General features: G+C 65.3%; 21 protein-coding genes. All 21 read right to left on the bottom strand.

Features of this window, described 5'->3' with window-relative positions:
* Positions 1–2: 2 nt before the first annotated feature.
* The 21 genes from ACSDHM_RS02785 to ACSDHM_RS02885 all read right to left on the bottom strand — a co-directional run bounded on the left by ACSDHM_RS02785 (position 3) and on the right by ACSDHM_RS02885 (position 13,619).
* On the bottom strand, positions 3–401 hold the full coding sequence (locus ACSDHM_RS02785) for a virion core protein, T7 gp14 family (protein WP_049397861.1): 399 nt from the start codon (positions 399–401) through the stop codon (positions 3–5).
* 32 nt (positions 402–433) lie between these two features.
* Complete coding sequence (locus ACSDHM_RS02790; RefSeq protein WP_392914998.1) at positions 434–907, bottom strand: hypothetical protein; 474 nt, start codon at positions 905–907, stop codon at positions 434–436.
* Entirely contained in the window at positions 904–3,036 is a 2,133-nt protein-coding gene (locus ACSDHM_RS02795) for a hypothetical protein (protein WP_439426629.1), read from the bottom strand. Before ACSDHM_RS02795 ends, ACSDHM_RS02790 begins: the two co-directional genes overlap by 4 nt.
* Entirely contained in the window at positions 3,036–3,626 is a 591-nt protein-coding gene (locus tag ACSDHM_RS02800; protein WP_005412402.1) for a hypothetical protein, read from the bottom strand. The genes ACSDHM_RS02795 and ACSDHM_RS02800 overlap by 1 nt, the downstream gene beginning before the upstream one ends.
* A 150-nt stretch (positions 3,627–3,776) precedes the next feature.
* A complete protein-coding gene (locus tag ACSDHM_RS02805; protein ID WP_164260792.1) occupies positions 3,777–4,730 on the bottom strand; it encodes a capsid protein in 954 nt (317 codons plus the stop codon).
* A gap of 26 nt (positions 4,731–4,756) precedes the next feature.
* Positions 4,757–5,542, bottom strand: a complete 786-nt coding sequence (locus ACSDHM_RS02810) for a capsid assembly protein (protein ID WP_005412404.1) — start codon at positions 5,540–5,542, stop codon at positions 4,757–4,759.
* Positions 5,542–5,685, bottom strand: coding sequence for a hypothetical protein (locus ACSDHM_RS02815; RefSeq protein WP_004154577.1), 144 nt, complete (start codon positions 5,683–5,685; stop codon positions 5,542–5,544). The genes ACSDHM_RS02810 and ACSDHM_RS02815 overlap by 1 nt, the downstream gene beginning before the upstream one ends.
* Before the next feature lie 16 nt (positions 5,686–5,701).
* Entirely contained in the window at positions 5,702–7,258 is a 1,557-nt protein-coding gene (locus tag ACSDHM_RS02820) for a portal protein (RefSeq protein WP_439426630.1), read from the bottom strand.
* Positions 7,251–7,403, bottom strand: coding sequence for a hypothetical protein (locus ACSDHM_RS02825; protein ID WP_005412406.1), 153 nt, complete (start codon positions 7,401–7,403; stop codon positions 7,251–7,253). Before ACSDHM_RS02825 ends, ACSDHM_RS02820 begins: the two co-directional genes overlap by 8 nt.
* 20 nt (positions 7,404–7,423) lie before the next feature.
* The gene (locus ACSDHM_RS02830) at positions 7,424–7,603 is read right to left on the bottom strand and encodes a hypothetical protein (protein ID WP_004154580.1); all 180 of its coding nucleotides are present in this window, start codon (positions 7,601–7,603) and stop codon (positions 7,424–7,426) included.
* 62 nt (positions 7,604–7,665) lie between these two features.
* Positions 7,666–8,202, bottom strand: a complete 537-nt coding sequence (locus ACSDHM_RS02835; protein ID WP_439426631.1) for an adenylate kinase — start codon at positions 8,200–8,202, stop codon at positions 7,666–7,668.
* A 124-nt stretch (positions 8,203–8,326) separates the two neighbouring features.
* Entirely contained in the window at positions 8,327–8,533 is a 207-nt protein-coding gene (locus ACSDHM_RS02840) for a hypothetical protein (RefSeq protein WP_439426632.1), read from the bottom strand.
* A complete protein-coding gene (locus ACSDHM_RS02845; RefSeq protein ID WP_439426633.1) occupies positions 8,521–9,354 on the bottom strand; it encodes a phage exonuclease in 834 nt (277 codons plus the stop codon). Before ACSDHM_RS02845 ends, ACSDHM_RS02840 begins: the two co-directional genes overlap by 13 nt.
* 136 nt (positions 9,355–9,490) lie before the next feature.
* Positions 9,491–9,781, bottom strand: coding sequence for a hypothetical protein (locus tag ACSDHM_RS02850; protein WP_439426634.1), 291 nt, complete (start codon positions 9,779–9,781; stop codon positions 9,491–9,493).
* On the bottom strand, positions 9,778–10,026 hold the full coding sequence (locus ACSDHM_RS02855) for a hypothetical protein (RefSeq protein ID WP_439426635.1): 249 nt from the start codon (positions 10,024–10,026) through the stop codon (positions 9,778–9,780). The genes ACSDHM_RS02850 and ACSDHM_RS02855 overlap by 4 nt, the downstream gene beginning before the upstream one ends.
* Positions 10,023–10,148: a hypothetical protein gene (locus ACSDHM_RS02860; RefSeq protein ID WP_439426636.1), complete on the bottom strand. Its 126-nt coding sequence runs from the start codon at positions 10,146–10,148 to the stop codon at positions 10,023–10,025. The genes ACSDHM_RS02855 and ACSDHM_RS02860 overlap by 4 nt, the downstream gene beginning before the upstream one ends.
* A gap of 28 nt (positions 10,149–10,176) precedes the next feature.
* On the bottom strand, positions 10,177–10,542 hold the full coding sequence (locus ACSDHM_RS02865; protein WP_005412414.1) for a hypothetical protein: 366 nt from the start codon (positions 10,540–10,542) through the stop codon (positions 10,177–10,179).
* The gene (locus ACSDHM_RS02870) at positions 10,539–10,877 is read right to left on the bottom strand and encodes a hypothetical protein (RefSeq protein ID WP_050483582.1); all 339 of its coding nucleotides are present in this window, start codon (positions 10,875–10,877) and stop codon (positions 10,539–10,541) included. Before ACSDHM_RS02870 ends, ACSDHM_RS02865 begins: the two co-directional genes overlap by 4 nt.
* Positions 10,859–12,697 (bottom strand): DNA polymerase, encoded by a 1,839-nt coding sequence (locus ACSDHM_RS02875; protein WP_439426637.1) that lies wholly within the window; start codon positions 12,695–12,697, stop codon positions 10,859–10,861. The genes ACSDHM_RS02870 and ACSDHM_RS02875 overlap by 19 nt, the downstream gene beginning before the upstream one ends.
* 12 nt (positions 12,698–12,709) lie before the next feature.
* Positions 12,710–13,360 (bottom strand): hypothetical protein, encoded by a 651-nt coding sequence (locus ACSDHM_RS02880; protein WP_088476070.1) that lies wholly within the window; start codon positions 13,358–13,360, stop codon positions 12,710–12,712.
* Between the two features lie 10 nt (positions 13,361–13,370).
* Positions 13,371–13,619, bottom strand: coding sequence for a hypothetical protein (locus tag ACSDHM_RS02885; protein WP_111200670.1), 249 nt, complete (start codon positions 13,617–13,619; stop codon positions 13,371–13,373).
* Between the last annotated feature and the right edge of the window lie 145 nt (positions 13,620–13,764).

The following is a 13,764-nucleotide window of genomic DNA, read 5'->3' on the forward strand; positions in this document are numbered from 1 at the left end:
GGTTACTCGTCTCCGGGAATGGAATAGCGCTTGTAGGTTTGGATGTTGCTGTAGGCGTTCGCGCCTGACTGCATCACGCCGCCCAGCGCCTCGGCATTGCCGGTGCGGATACGGGCGCGCGCTTCGGAGCCGCTTTCGACGACTCCGTTCCTGCGGTTCTTCTCGATGAGGGCCACGTCACGGCCAGCCTGGGCCATGATGTCGTTCGCCAGCAGCTCGACCGAGTTGCCGGACACTGCCGCTTCTGCTGCGGAGGCGCGCATCGCGGATCGCAGTGCGCGGGCCTCCTCCATGCGCTGTTGGGTGCGCTCGGCGGCCTGGTCGTTGATCTGCTCCTGCTGACGCTCCGCGGCTTCCTCGATGGCCTTGTTGTTCTGATTCTGGCCGTACATGGTCGCCATCGCGCTGACTGCGGCGATACCGACCTGGACTGCTACGGGGTTGCACATGGGGTCTTGGTTACTCGGACGAAGGGTGTCTTGGCGAAGCCGTAGGCGGACTCGACGCCGCTCTCGCGGAAGCCAAGCCAGCCGAGCCATCGCCGCGTGGTGACGGCGTGGACATCGACGAAGTTGAAGATGGTGCCGAAGGTGGCCGCCCACTCGTCGCTGATCCGCCGAGCTTCTCGGAGGAACGTGCGGCGGAACGAGGGAGCCACCAGGGCGTCGGTGCCCAGCAGCCAAACCGAGGCGATACCCTCGGCGTGCTGGGTGAAGCCGAAGATGCACACGGCGGAACCGTCGTGCATCGCGGCGAAACTGCGGTCGCTCGCGGTGACTGCGTATGCGAGCGCCTGGAGCGGGGTGTGACCATGCGAAGCCGCCACCTCCAGGATGTCCTCCTGCCGCATGTTCTCGGCGACGTGGAGGATGTCGCTGGCGGTGGGGCTTCGATAGGTCAGGGTCATACTCGGCTGCGGGAGACGAACATGCCGCGCCACTGTGCTGACTGGAACCAGCACTGGAACGGCAGGCGGTTGACGAGGTGCATGCGGACGCTGTTGGCGTCGCCCAGCACGGGGAACCGGCGAGAGCCGGAGTGGAACGTCGGGGCGCTGGTGCGGAACACCGAGTCGTTGAGGACGCGCGCGGTGTACGCACCGGAGTGCGACGCCACGTAGGTCTCGACTCGGGCGTTGCCGTGTTGCTCGACCTCCAGCTCGAAGTACGCGCCGTCCTTGTAGGCGACCTCGATGTCACGCACCTGCGTGCGGCCCACCAGCACGGCCTGGTTCTGCCCGCCTCGAACGATGGGCTTGGTCAGGGTGAGGCGGTGCTCGTAGTCCATGCCGACGACCACGCGGCCCTCGGTGTGGTTACCGGGGAGCGCGAGGCGGGTGCGGGCGTTGTCCCAGCGCGCCTTGGTGATGTCGAGGTACGCGCCGGGGTCTTGCCAATCGTCCGTCTTGAGGACGGTGACCGTCATGCCATCGGGCACGATGTAGGGCAGGTCGATCCAGGTCTCGTTGCCGAACTGCTGATAGGTGGGCTGCACCACCAGCATGCGGTCGAGCAGGAAGTTGTAGTCGCCCGTGGCGTCCGCGTCGTGCTGGTTGAGCACCATGCGGAACTTGAGCAGCTCGCAGCCGCCTCCCGGCGCTTCCGCGACGGCGTACAGCACGTCGTTGATGGCGTGCATGTGGACGATGCGGCCGACGCCGGAGATTGACCAGCGCGTCCATGCGGACTGCTGCTTCTCGTCGCCGATCCATCGGACGAAGTAGACGTAGAGCTGCGCGTCGGTCGGCTCGTCAGGAGCGAAGAACACGCAGTCGGCACCACTTGCGCTCGCCATCGCTCGCATGCGGCCTGGCATCAGCTTGGGCACATGCGCGGTCACGTCGGCGGCGTCGCCGGTCACCGACAGGTCGTCGATGAAGTATTCGCGCACGCTGGCGTATGCGCCGCTGTCCTCGGTGAAGTACAGCGACTCGCCCATCAGCTTCGGCCGGATGTACGGCGAGCTGCTGTAGCTGTTAACCGGATCGCTCTTGACGTTCTTGGCGGCCAGGTACGGCTCGGCGGTCAGGAGAAACTGGCCCCCCGCAGCGGCAAGGAACAGGGCCGACTGGAACGGAACTGCGTGGTAGAGCGTGGTGACGCCGTTCGACCCGCTGACGCTTACGTCGATGGGGTCGGCGTCGAGCACCTGGGTCACCGAAGTGCGCCAGAGGTTGAACGGATCGGAGACCTCGGACATCAGCACGTTCTCCCCGGCCAGGAAGCCCAGGCGGTCCCGGTGCTTGAACACCTCGCGGATGCGCTGACCGTCGATGGACGGGAACGGGTTGCTTTGCTCGTCACCCGCGAGGCGCGCGGTCCACTCCGGTCCACCGAAGGAGAACCAAAAGCCGTCCGCATGCACCGGATCGGGGATGCGCTTGAGGATGTGCGGCATCGTCTTGGCATCGAAGCGGTGCTTGATGCCAGGCCGGGCGACCTCCAGGTAGACCGAGGAGGACTGCTTTTGGACGTAGTAGTCGTCGAACTGCGACTCGGACGATCCGATGATGTTGTAGATCGCGCCGGTTGGCACAACGGCCGAGCCTTTGTCGCCGGGCTTCGGCAGGTCGGACATCGTTTGCGCCGATCCGTACAGCGAGCCGGGCGACAGCTCGTCGCTCTGCTTCACGTCTACCAGCCGGTTGACGATGAAGGTGGTGTCAGCGAACGTCGCCAGCGCGAAGCACGACCACGCACGCTGTCCCTGGGTGTCCAGGTAGTTGAGCGCGTCGCCCGTGGCGTTGACGGTGTACTCCTTGCCGGTCTCATGGTCGAAAACGCGGATGCTGCGGTGACCCACGGCGACGATGTAGCGCTCGTTCTCATCGCGGACGATGGAGTGGAAGGCGCAGTCGTGATCGAGGGTGACGCCAAGGCCAGCAACGAACTCGGCGGGCGGGCGCTTGCCCGCGCCCATTGCGGCATGCAGCCAGGCGTTGATCGCCTTGGTGAGCTGGTTCGGCGAGCGGACGGTATCGTCCTGCTGCGACTCGCCTCCCAGGAACGAGGGATAGTCCCCCGTGATTAGCGGCATCAGCGGTCCCAAATATCAGACACGTCCGTCGATCCACTGAGGAAGTTGTGGCCGCGGGCGTAGGTGAAGTCGGCGTGCTCCTGCGCGAAGATGAGGTATGCCTCCTCCTCGTGCTTCTCGGTGAACACGTAGAGCTGGTCGCTACCCAGCACGCTCGTCTGGAACAGACGCGCAGCGCGCACGGCGATGTAGCGACGGGCCGACTCGGGCAGCTCCTCGTAGGCGAGGAACCAGGTCACGAAGTCGGCGGTGGGTGCCGACGAGAACGTGTCGGCGAGGGTGAGCGGGTTGATGAGGCGCGTGCCTCGGATCACCAGCGGCTCGCTTCCGCGTGCGGGGACGAGCTTGAGGATCGACTGCGGCGGCAGCACCTTGCCTTCCGCGTTGAGCGTGAAGGTGAACGACTCGCTGGTGTTGAACCACCAGCCAGCGGTTTGGACCTCGCGGCTCACCGCGCGGAGGGTGTCGCGCGCCTGCGAGGCGTACAGGTTGCCGAGCGCTTCGAGGTCGCTGATCGGCGCTTCGCCGATAGCACCGAGCAGCACGTTGACGGCTTCGAGTTCCGTGGTCGGAGTGAGTTCGAGGTTCATGGATTCGGGGCAAAAAAACGGGGGACACCCGTGTGGATGTCCCCCGTAGATGGAGAGAGGTTGGAGTTGGGACGGGAGCCGACTTGACGATCTAGGTCTGCGGTGCCAGCTACACGACCGGGTACTCTATGAGTCCCGTCCCGGTGGAACTTATGCGGCCTTCGACAGCTCGATGGCACCGCGCGGAGCCAGGATGCCGTGACCCAGCGCGTACTTCGCCAGCATCAGGGTGCCCTGCTTCTCGCCCTGGTACACGTCCTCCAGGGACAGGTCCAGCAGCTTGAGGGTGCCGACAGCCGAGCGGTGGAAGATCACGCCCACGGTGTCCGCGAAGTTGCCGCGGTACTTGGCCGGGATCGAGGCCAGGGCCGACTCATCGACACGCGGCATCGCGTTGATCTTCACCAGCGGGATGCGGGCGACCGAGGAAATGATCGCCTGGCCGTAGGAGCCGTTCGATTCCGCGTTGATGTCGCGGTCGATCAAGTCCTTGTTCTCGGTCAGCAGATACCACTGAGCCGGGGCCAGTGCGCCAGTGAACTCCTGCGGGTTGTCCGGCAGCAGCTTCTCGTCGAACAGCATGCGGGCGTTGCGGAACGCATCGGCCAGCACGGTCGGATCGGAGGCCATCGTGGCGGCCTTGATGATGGCACCACCCGGCTGGCCTTCGACCTTGCCTTCGGTGGTACGAGCGGCCAGGATCGCGCAGCGCAGCTCGTTCTGCATACGCTTGAGCGCCAGCTCCGCACCCTGCTGACGGGTGTACTCGGAACGCACGTCGTAGTGGTTCATCGCCTCGTCGATGTTGGCGATGAAGGCGTGCGAGATCAGCATCGGATCGAGGGTGATGATGGTCTCGTTGTGCTCGACCACCAGGCCCTTGATCTCGGTGCCCGGCACATGGTACTCGGAGCCGATGGTGCCGACGTTCGGGAACGAGGCGGACTTGCCGCTCTCGATGTTGCGCACCGACACGCGGCCGTCCAGCTTGTAGTTCTCGACGAAGCTGGTGATGGTTTCAGCAGTGTAGTTCTGCTTGAACAGCGCCCAGGCGTCGCCGTTGGCCTGGGCTTGACCCAGGCGGGAGGGGATTGCGTCCGACATTTAGTCCTTGCTTGAGGTTGAGTGGATTACTTGAACAGCGGCGACACGGCCAGGCGGGCGGAGACTTCCGCGCGGTAAGCCGGATCACGGTGGTAGCGCACATCGCGCATCGCTTCGACGACCTGCGCCTGCGACTGGAACGGCTTGGGGCCAGCATCGGCGTTCGATGCGGTCTTGCCATTCAGAAGGCGGCCGTTGCCGCCACGGAGGGCGACGAGGCCCTGGACTGCCAGCGCTGCGCGGCCGGCGTCGCCGGACTGCACCGCTTCGTTGAACGCCCGCTTCTGCTCGGCGCTCAGGTTGGTCTTGGCCCACTGGACCAGGCCGTCGTAACCGGCCTTGCCGCCTGCGGGCGAGTAGACGGCGTTCTCGTAGGTCTGCACGCGAGCGCGCAGGCCATCGACGTACACGTCCACCAGCTCCTTCGGATAACCGGCGTCCTGGAGCTTCTTGTAGCTCTCCTCGGACAGCGAGCCGTTCGAGTTGAACTCGGTGGCGAAGTCGTCCAGGTTCAGGCCAGCCCGCGCCAAGGCGTCACGCGCGTCATCCGCGGTGGCGTCGTCGATGGTCGCGGGGCCGCCCTTGCCACCCTTGTCGTCGGCTGGCGTGCTCAGTTGTGCGTAGGCGGCTTCCAGCTCCTCCACGGTCTTGTACTTGCCGCCGAACAGGCGCTCGCCATCGGTGCCACCCTGCGCGCCCGGTGCGGGCTGCTGGGTGTCCTGGGAGTTCTGCGGCGGCTGCTGACCTGGGGTCGGCTGGCCGTTGATGCCGTCAAGGCTGACGGTCACTTCGGACTTGCCCGGCTGCGACATTACTTGTCCTCGGGCTTGTAGTTGACGATGACCAGGCCGTTCGTCTTGCGGGTGATCTCGGCCTTGCCCTTACGCTCGACGCTCGGAGCCTTCGGGGCTTCCTTGGTCGGCTTGGCGGGCTTCTCGGTGGTTTCGTTCGACATTGCGTCCTTCTCGGGGTTACGGGGTTTGGGTCATCGCTGAGGCGATATTCGGAGCGGCACGGACCATCGCCTCCTGCGCCGAGGCGTCCTGCTGCTCGGCAGCAAGCTCGTCGTCGGAGCGGATCAGGCCCTTGGTGGAAATGTCGGAAGCGGCGGCCAGTCGGGAGATCGCCTCGCCACTGTTGAGGCGGCGTGCCTTCTCCTCTGCGCCGACAAGCGCATCCACTGCCTGACCGAACTCGATCAGCTTGTTCAGGTCGTGGCCGCGGCCGAGGGCAGCGATGCCAACGGTGATGCGCGGCTTGATGAGTTCCTGCGGCAGCTCGGGCAGGCGACCCTGCTTCTGGAGCTTGTGCAGGCGGCGGCGGATCAGCGGCAGCAAGAGCTGCTCGCCAGACATCGCCATGAAGCCGCTGAGGGCGTCGTCGAGTTCCTGGGTGAGCACCCGGATTTCGTAGGCGGTCACACGCTCGCCGGGGCGCTGCACGGCGGACTTCACGCCGAAGATCAGCTCCAGCGAGTTCGCCAGCCCTTCGGCCTCCTGACGCACGAAGTTCAGGTCGTAGGCTTTCTGGAGCTGGAGCGTGGTCACGTCGCTGGCCTCGCCACGCAGTACCGCGCCAGATTCGGCCTCGGTGAGCTGGCGCTCGCGGATCGTCGAGGTCGGCTTGAGGAACATGATGATCTTCGCCAGCGCGGCGGCACCCTTGCGGATCGCCTTGCGCAGCGCCTCCAGCGACTCGAACGCGCCCACGTAGTCGTAGACCAGGCCCTCGCCGTAGTCGTCCACGAGGGACGGCGGGGCGCACAGGGGAATCCACGGGCAGGCGTCGATGGGGTAGGTGCCCACGGTCTCGGGGACTTCGACGCCCTCGACCTCCTGCACCACTTCCCACTGCTGACCATCTTCGGAGCGACGCACCCACGTATAGAGGTTCACGTCGTCGTTCTTGGTCTTTTCGTCGCGTTCCTGTGAGAGCTTCTGCATCACCGCCGCGCGGATCGAGTCCGGCAGCATGGCCGGGGCGATCTTGTCGAGCGTGATGATCTCCAGCACATTGCCCAGGCCATCGCGGTCGGTCACGTAGGAGGTCAGCGGGTACAGCTTGGGCTTGCCCTCGTCGGGGTCGTAGAGCAGGAAGTTGCCGAGGACGATGGCGTGCTTGGCCGCCTCGCTGAGGACCGGGCGGACGCCGCTGGTCTCCAGGTCGTTGACGATGACCCGCTCCACGTCCACCAGCGCGGCCTCCAGTTCGGAGGTCTCCACGCCAGCCTGCTCGGCGATGTTCTCGGCGACGGCCTGGTCAGGCGCGAGCTTGAACACCGAGGCGTTCGGCGGGAGCCAGGCAAGCACGATCTTCGAGGCCAGGGCGTTGACGCACTTCGGGCCGGTGTCGATGTAGGCGGAACCGGGGGTACGCGATTTCGCGCCCTCGTCCACCCACAGGCGGGGCAGGGTGACCTTGGCGCAGCGCTTGGCGCGCGTCTCGGCTTCTTTGCGGTTGGACTTGAGATCGCCGTAGCGCTTCGCGGCCGTCTGCTTCTCGGCCGAGGTCTGCTTGGCGTCAGCCATTCGGAATGGTCAGTCCTTGGTACTGCGTTGCGTTGTTCAGGTCCAGGCGGACCTTGGACTTACGCCGCTGATCGGCCGCGTGGCCGGTCGGCTGGGTGTCCTGGCGGGTCAGCAGGATCGGGTCTTTCTCCTGCTGGTCCGGCATGTTGGGCTTGCTGCACATGGTTAGCGGGCGCGGTGCTCCATCTGCTCGACCTTCCGCAGCGCCTTGAGCCGGAGGATCAGGCGGCGCTCGCCCTGCCGGAGCAGGAACTCCTCCTTCGGCTGGGCGGGGTCGTAGATCACTTCGGGGTGCAGTTCGTCCAGGAGGTCGATCAGGTCGTAGGAGTGCAGAGGGATTTGCATAGAACTCCTGGGTGGTGTTTAGGTGGGGAAACTCCCGTTTCCCCTACTACGACGACTAAAAGTCACAGCCGAACAAGGGCTTCGGCGGCTTGGCGCAGGCGGTGGACCGGGCCGTTGTTGTCGATCACGGTGTCGATCAGGTCGCCCTGGACGCCTGCCTCGGAGGCATGCGCCGAGACCGGGGCCGCGCTGTCGCGGAGCACCTGGACGACCTGGCCGCCCCACTCGCGGATGAACTGCGCCTCGTTGTCGAAGCGAACGTCCGACACCACGACGCCAGCAGCGCCGTCGCGGCGGGCCTGACGGATCTTCTGCGCGACTACCTTGACCCACAGGTCACGGTCGATCATTTCGCGGCCCCACTCGGTGCCCACGGTCTGCATCAGGCGGCGCGGGGTCTGCCCGTTGAGCCAGTCGAGCGGCTCCTCCTTGAGCGGGCCGTCCTCCATCGCGGACACCGGCAGGCCGGTGATGTCCGCCACGAAGGCGCGGATCGGGGCCGCGAAGGACAGCTTCACGAAACCGTGGTCGCTGACCAGGAACTCGGCCAGGGTGTCTTTGCCGCTACGGGCGCGGCCGGTGATTCCGATGATCTTCATGGGGACTCCAGAAAAGGAAAGGCCCGCACGAGGCGGGCCGAAGGGGACTTGGGGGAGAGGCGCTACCAGCCGGGACGGCCGTGCAGCGCCAGGTTGATGGCGAGGGCCAGCAGCTTCGGACGCATCAGGCGAAGCACCGGGCGATCAGCCAAGCGGCACCCAGCAGACCGCCGAAGTACGGCCACAGCGGCAGCTTGGCGCTGCTCTTCCAGATGGCGTACTGGATCGGGTTCATGCGGCCCAGGGACCAGCTCAGGACGACCACGCACAGGACGGCGAAGGCCACGGCCACGACGGCCAGGATGGTGACGAACAGGATCAGGGTTTCCACAGCTTCACTTCCTTGGTCTTGGGGTTGTAGTCGCCGTAGCGCAGGATTCGCGCGAGGCGTGCTTGGCGGATCGCATCGTGCTTCGACAGCGGCTCGGTGCCGCCGCGGGGGATGCGGGTGGTGTAGGTGGTGACGACGGTGTTCCACAGCGCGCCGAGGTGCTCCTCGACGGACGCATCGCGGTACGCCTCGTGGATGGGCATGAGCAGCTCGTCCGCGCCCTTGTGGCCGATGCCGGGGAAGCCTGGGTAATTGTCCACCTGGTCGCCCGTGAGCACCTGCTTCATCCAGAACAGGTCAGCGTCGTGAGCCGAGATCGGCCGGACGCCCACGTCGGGACGGTTGGGGTTGTAGAGACGGATGCCGGGGATCGTCTGCATGTCCTTGTCGATGGACACGACGATGCGGCTGCCAGGCGCGCGCTTCGGATTCGGGTGCGAGGCCAGCAGGCCCAGCACGTCGTCTCCTTCCAGGTTCTCGATCTCCACGATCTTGTCGCCGAATTCGTCGTAGACGAACTCGTCGAGGACGTACCACAGGGCAGGCTTGTCCTTGCTGGCACGGTTGAGCTTGTAGGTGGGGTCGATGTCCTTGCGGAAGTTGTGCTTCTTGCAGGACAGGGCCAGCAGGTAATCACGCGCGCCGAACTTCTCGACGATCTCGTCGATGTAGTCCTCCAGCTTCGCCTTCGCGCGCTCGGGCTGGATCGCTTCGACCTTGTTGCCGTCGCCGTTCCAGTCGATGTTCGCGGTGTTCGAGAACGCGAGCTGGTAGCGCAGCACGTCGGCGTCGATCAGCAGCAGGGGGCCGCGCTTGCTCATGCGTCCACCCACTGCCATCCCAGGAGAGTCAGGGAGAACCAGCGGTGCAGCAGGCACGGCCGCTTGTGGGCCTGGACCATGAAGCTGTTACCGATCCTCCAGTATCCGGCCACCTTCGGCGGTTGGAATACGGAGGTCATGGCCGATTCTCCGGGTGACGCTCGTACCACGCCTGTAGCTCGGCGGCGTAGCGCTTCATTCCGGCTTGGTACTCCGGGCCGTCGCCGAGCGGGTACTCGTACTCGTCGCAGACGTAATCGCTGGTGGGGATGTACGAGAATCCGCCATTGCCGTTGGGGATCAGCATCAGGCCACTCTCGGTGTGCCCTTTCAGGCACGAGCCGTAATCGGCGCGTGGCGGCCAGGGCTTCATGTCGCACGCAGCGAGGCCTGCGCACAGCGCCAGGATCAGGAGGGCGTGCTTCATGCCATGCTCTCGTGTACGGCGACCCAGCACTTCTCGCCAACGCGGCGGATAAAGTAGGTCGCGGTGCTCCACTCCACGGGGCGCAGCATGCGCTCCGTGCAGCACGGGCACTTGGCGTTGTAGGCATGAACCTCGGGCTGGTGTTCGAGCACAGCCACGCGATAGGTGGTACACGGAGCGATCACGCGGACATCGCCGTCAGCGGGGCCGCCAATGAAATGCACGCGAAGCTGGTTCTCGTTCATCGGTTCGATTCCTTGAGGAATTCCAAGGCACTCGCCTTGTCGGCGTTGCAGCGCAGGAGGCCGTCCTCGGCGTTACCGCCAAAGCGGTAGAGGTCGTAGGTGGTGGTGGTCGGGTCAGCCATCACGGCGTCGAGTGAGGAGTGCGTGCCCTCAATGACGGTCGGCTGGAGGAACTGCTCCGGCACGACTTTCGAGGTGTGCGCGGCGCAGCTCGTCAGGAATGCGGCGAGACAGGTAATCGCCAGTTTCCGGGTCAGCATTTGCTGCAATCTCCACAGAGCGGTTGGTGGTGGCGCGGGCGTTCCGCAGCGCTGCATCGAAGGCAGAGCGGCGCACGGCTTCGCGGTTGAGGGTCTCGACGGTCTGCTTGAGGTCGGCCAGTTCCTTTGCCGACTCCTCCAGCTCAGTCACGCGCTGGGCCATTGCGGTGTACTTCCAGGCTGCGAAGCCGCCAGCCGCGAGCGCGGCAACGACCAGCAGCGCCGCGAGGGCGCGCAGGATGTTGGTTGGGTTCATCGGTTCTCTTGGACGTAACAGGCGACTCGCAGAAGCTCCGAGGGAGTCGCGTCGGACTTGATCTGATTCGCGCGTGCGGAGATCACGCGCACGTTGCCCCGGACGTAGCCGAGGTCAGGTTCGATGCGGTCGAGCGTGGGTGAGTTGGGGCCTTGGGCCTTGCGCCCGACAGCGCGGTACAGCGGGATGCCCAGCGCCGGGCAGAAGTCGGGGACCACGATGTCGTCCGACGTGAGGTCGAACGGTAGTCCCTTCCTTGCTGCCCGGCGTTTCGCTTGGCGCACCAGGGCGAGTGCAATGTCCCGCTTGCCGCGGGTCAGTGCGTCTCGGCCCAATTCCTTCCGATCTTGAACTCGCCATCCAGCGGACAGCGGAAGCCGAAGTGATCGCCAGCCTTGCGGATGGCAGCCTGGGCGGTCTTGCCCACGAACTCGGCCTTGTCCTCGTCCACTTCGATCTGCCACTCGTCATGGACGTTGGCGAGGAACTCGTAGTGGACGCCCGGCACCAGCCCTGCGGCTTGCAGATCGGCGTCGAGAATCACCAGGGCTTTCTTCATCACCAGCGCACCGGCCGACTGGAGCAGGGTGTTGAGCGCGGCGTGGTCGCTGCGGATGTGCAGCTTCCGGCCGTCGAGACCGATCAGGTATCCCTTCTCGGCCGCGCGCTTCTTGACCCCGCGTACCAGCTTCTCCAGCGCAGGCAGCCCGGCCAGGAACTTCGAGCGGAGCTTCGCCCCGGCCTGGCGACCCTTGCCCACGATGGAGCCGAGCTTCGCGTCGCCTGCCCCATAGAGGAAGGCGTAGATGAAGGTCTTGGCGTTGTCGCGGGTGGGCAGTCCTGCCGCTGATTGGTTGACGGAGTGGATGTCACCTTCGAGGATGACCTTGGCGTACTCGCCACCGTCGTGCTTTGCCATGAAGTGCGCCAGGCAGCGCAGCTCCAATCCCGAGGCGTCCGCGCCGACCTGGAGTTTCCCTGTCGGTACGCAGAACAGCGAACGGCATTCCTTGCCATAAGGCACGCCGCACTTCGGCACCTGAGCGATGTTCGGCTTCGAGTGCGTCATGCGGCCGGTCACCGCTGCGTTCTGATTCACGCTGCCGTGGATGCGGCCGTCCTTTTTGATGGCCTTGAGCCACGCCTCGTCGCCTTCGGCGAGCTGGCCGAGGCGCTTGTTGACGATGAAGTGCTCCAGCAGGAGCGGGATGATCGGGAACTTGAGCGCGCCCAGGACTTCTTCGTCGATCTTCGGCTGGCCCTTCTCGGTGAACTCCTGGGGCTGCCAGCCGTACATTGCAGTCAAGCGGTCAGCGATGTGCTGGCGGCTTGCCGGGTTGAACACCACGTCCTTGTAGGTCGTGACCTCCACGCCCTTGACGTAACCGCGGCGCTTGTCGTCGCGCTTCGGTACGAACTTGCGCTTCACCACCTTCCACGGCGGAATGACCTTGCGCAGCTCGGCCTCCAGCGCAGTGCGCCGGGACACGAGGATGCGCTCCAGCTCACGCGCCTTCTCCTGATCGAACAGGAAGCCGTAGCGCTGCTGACGCGAGAGGATCGGCGCGACGGCCTGCTCCAGCTCGATGGCCTCGGTAGGGAGGCCCTTGCTCATCAGCAACGCGAACAGCGCTTGCGTGACCGCAACGTCCTGGTCGCAGTAGTCGTCCATTTCCTGAGACCACTGTGCCCAGGGATCGAGACCGCGTGCGGCCATCTGCGCCGCGTAGTCGCCTTTCCAGCGACCGAGGCGGTAGCCCCACGCTTCGAGGGCGTGGCGGCCGATCAGCTTGCCCGGCAACACCGGGTTCGCCCCCTGCTTCTTGCGGGCCTTGAAGTCGCGGTCCTTGAGGTCCGGGTAGACCAGCGTGGACATCAGCAGCGTGTCGAAGTACGCCTGGACCTTGAAGTCCGGGAACACCTTGGCGATAGCCGGAATGTCGAATCCGGCGATGTTGTGGCCGACAACGCGCTTGGCCTTCTTGAGCCTCTCGACGGCCTGACGGACTGTCATTTCGCCCGTGCCGTGATCGTTGGCGGACAGGATGGGACCGCGCGGTGCGCCGGTCTCATCTACCTCTTGGAGGGAAATGCAGTGGATCGTGTCAAGTTCGTCGAGGAGGCCATTGGTCTCGCAGTCGAATACGAGGATCAACGGCGTTCCTCCTTACGGGTAGCCGTGGTTGGTTACGGGGATTGCGCGGACGCGGCGGCGGGCGCGGAGGATGTACTCCGGCTCGGGGGCCTTCGGCGGCGTGTGGACGCCCTGCGGCGCGTGGCCGGGGAAGTCGTCGTCCTCGAACAGTTCGTCCTGCTCGGGCTGGTCGGGATGCAGCGTGTAGCCGTAGTCCTCGACGTAGTGCGTGATGCGGCGGATGGTGCGCTCGGTGCCGTTGTTGTTCAGCACGAACAGCAGCTTCTCCGATGCGTCGGCAACCGCGCCTTCGAGGGATACCACCACCACCTCGTCGGTGCTGGGTTCGTAGATGGCGACATGGGCGCAGCACCGCAGATCGAACCGGGCGCAGTGCTCATGCGGCGTACCGAACTCGAAGCCGATCAGGCTCACGAGGTGACCCTCGGGCGAGCGGAAGTTGCGGATGCCGTTCGGAGCGGCTTCGCTGGTCCAGTCGCTACGGCCGCTCAGGTACGCGGCCACGTAGGTGTAGCTCGCAAGTGACACGAAGAAGCAGTCGATGTCCTTGATTTCGGTCCCGTCGTAGAACGCGCGCAGGCTTCCGCCACCCAGGATCACCAGGTGGCGGACTTCGGCCGGCAACACGTCAAACAGGGACCGAGCGTGTTGCTCGGCAGTCATGGTTGGTCCCTTAGCGGATCAGGTTGGTGAAGCGCTCGGCGACGCGCAGGGCGCGCTCGGCTTCTTCTTCGTGCTCGTCGGCCTGCGAGTGCAGGACATCGGCCTTGTCGCGCAGCGTCGAGGCGGTGGCGATGCGGTCGGCGCTGATCTTGAACAGCTTGTCCACCTGGTCCTCCAGCACCTTCACCACGTCGGTCACGGTGTCCTTGCGGAACGGAGCGGTCAGCAGGTCGATTGCGATGGCGACGATCTCTTTCATTGGGGTAGTTCCTCGGCTTTGATGTGGATGACCACGCGCCGCCCAGGCTTGCCGTACATGACACGGCAGGCTTGGTCGGAGCGGGGGAGTTGGTATGGGAGAACGAGGCTCTCAGCGAAGGAGAGCGGCGCATCAGCTGGGATGA

Origin of the sequence: Stenotrophomonas sp. T8 (assembly GCF_051853085.1) — a bacterium.
Taxonomy (GTDB): domain Bacteria; phylum Pseudomonadota; class Gammaproteobacteria; order Xanthomonadales; family Xanthomonadaceae; genus Stenotrophomonas; species Stenotrophomonas sepilia.

What these genes read in the sequence shown, in the direction of transcription:
- ACSDHM_RS02785 (WP_049397861.1), bottom strand. Translation starts at nt 401, where the DNA reads ATGGCGACCATGTACGGCCAGAATCAGAACAACAAGGCCATCGAGGAA.
- ACSDHM_RS02790 (WP_392914998.1), bottom strand. Translation starts at nt 907, where the DNA reads ATGACCCTGACCTATCGAAGCCCCACCGCCAGCGACATCCTCCACGTC.
- ACSDHM_RS02795 (WP_439426629.1), bottom strand. Translation starts at nt 3,036, where the DNA reads ATGCCGCTAATCACGGGGGACTATCCCTCGTTCCTGGGAGGCGAGTCG.
- ACSDHM_RS02800 (WP_005412402.1), bottom strand. Translation starts at nt 3,626, where the DNA reads ATGAACCTCGAACTCACTCCGACCACGGAACTCGAAGCCGTCAACGTG.
- ACSDHM_RS02805 (WP_164260792.1), bottom strand. Translation starts at nt 4,730, where the DNA reads ATGTCGGACGCAATCCCCTCCCGCCTGGGTCAAGCCCAGGCCAACGGC.
- ACSDHM_RS02810 (WP_005412404.1), bottom strand. Translation starts at nt 5,542, where the DNA reads ATGTCGCAGCCGGGCAAGTCCGAAGTGACCGTCAGCCTTGACGGCATC.
- ACSDHM_RS02815 (WP_004154577.1), bottom strand. Translation starts at nt 5,685, where the DNA reads ATGTCGAACGAAACCACCGAGAAGCCCGCCAAGCCGACCAAGGAAGCC.
- ACSDHM_RS02820 (WP_439426630.1), bottom strand. Translation starts at nt 7,258, where the DNA reads ATGGCTGACGCCAAGCAGACCTCGGCCGAGAAGCAGACGGCCGCGAAG.
- ACSDHM_RS02825 (WP_005412406.1), bottom strand. Translation starts at nt 7,403, where the DNA reads ATGCCGGACCAGCAGGAGAAAGACCCGATCCTGCTGACCCGCCAGGAC.
- ACSDHM_RS02830 (WP_004154580.1), bottom strand. Translation starts at nt 7,603, where the DNA reads ATGCAAATCCCTCTGCACTCCTACGACCTGATCGACCTCCTGGACGAA.
- ACSDHM_RS02835 (WP_439426631.1), bottom strand. Translation starts at nt 8,202, where the DNA reads ATGAAGATCATCGGAATCACCGGCCGCGCCCGTAGCGGCAAAGACACC.
- ACSDHM_RS02845 (WP_439426633.1), bottom strand. Translation starts at nt 9,354, where the DNA reads ATGAGCAAGCGCGGCCCCCTGCTGCTGATCGACGCCGACGTGCTGCGC.
- ACSDHM_RS02850 (WP_439426634.1), bottom strand. Translation starts at nt 9,781, where the DNA reads ATGAAGCACGCCCTCCTGATCCTGGCGCTGTGCGCAGGCCTCGCTGCG.
- ACSDHM_RS02855 (WP_439426635.1), bottom strand. Translation starts at nt 10,026, where the DNA reads ATGAACGAGAACCAGCTTCGCGTGCATTTCATTGGCGGCCCCGCTGAC.
- ACSDHM_RS02860 (WP_439426636.1), bottom strand. Translation starts at nt 10,148, where the DNA reads ATGGCTGACCCGACCACCACCACCTACGACCTCTACCGCTTTGGCGGT.
- ACSDHM_RS02865 (WP_005412414.1), bottom strand. Translation starts at nt 10,542, where the DNA reads ATGAACCCAACCAACATCCTGCGCGCCCTCGCGGCGCTGCTGGTCGTT.
- ACSDHM_RS02880 (WP_088476070.1), bottom strand. Translation starts at nt 13,360, where the DNA reads ATGACTGCCGAGCAACACGCTCGGTCCCTGTTTGACGTGTTGCCGGCC.
- ACSDHM_RS02885 (WP_111200670.1), bottom strand. Translation starts at nt 13,619, where the DNA reads ATGAAAGAGATCGTCGCCATCGCAATCGACCTGCTGACCGCTCCGTTC.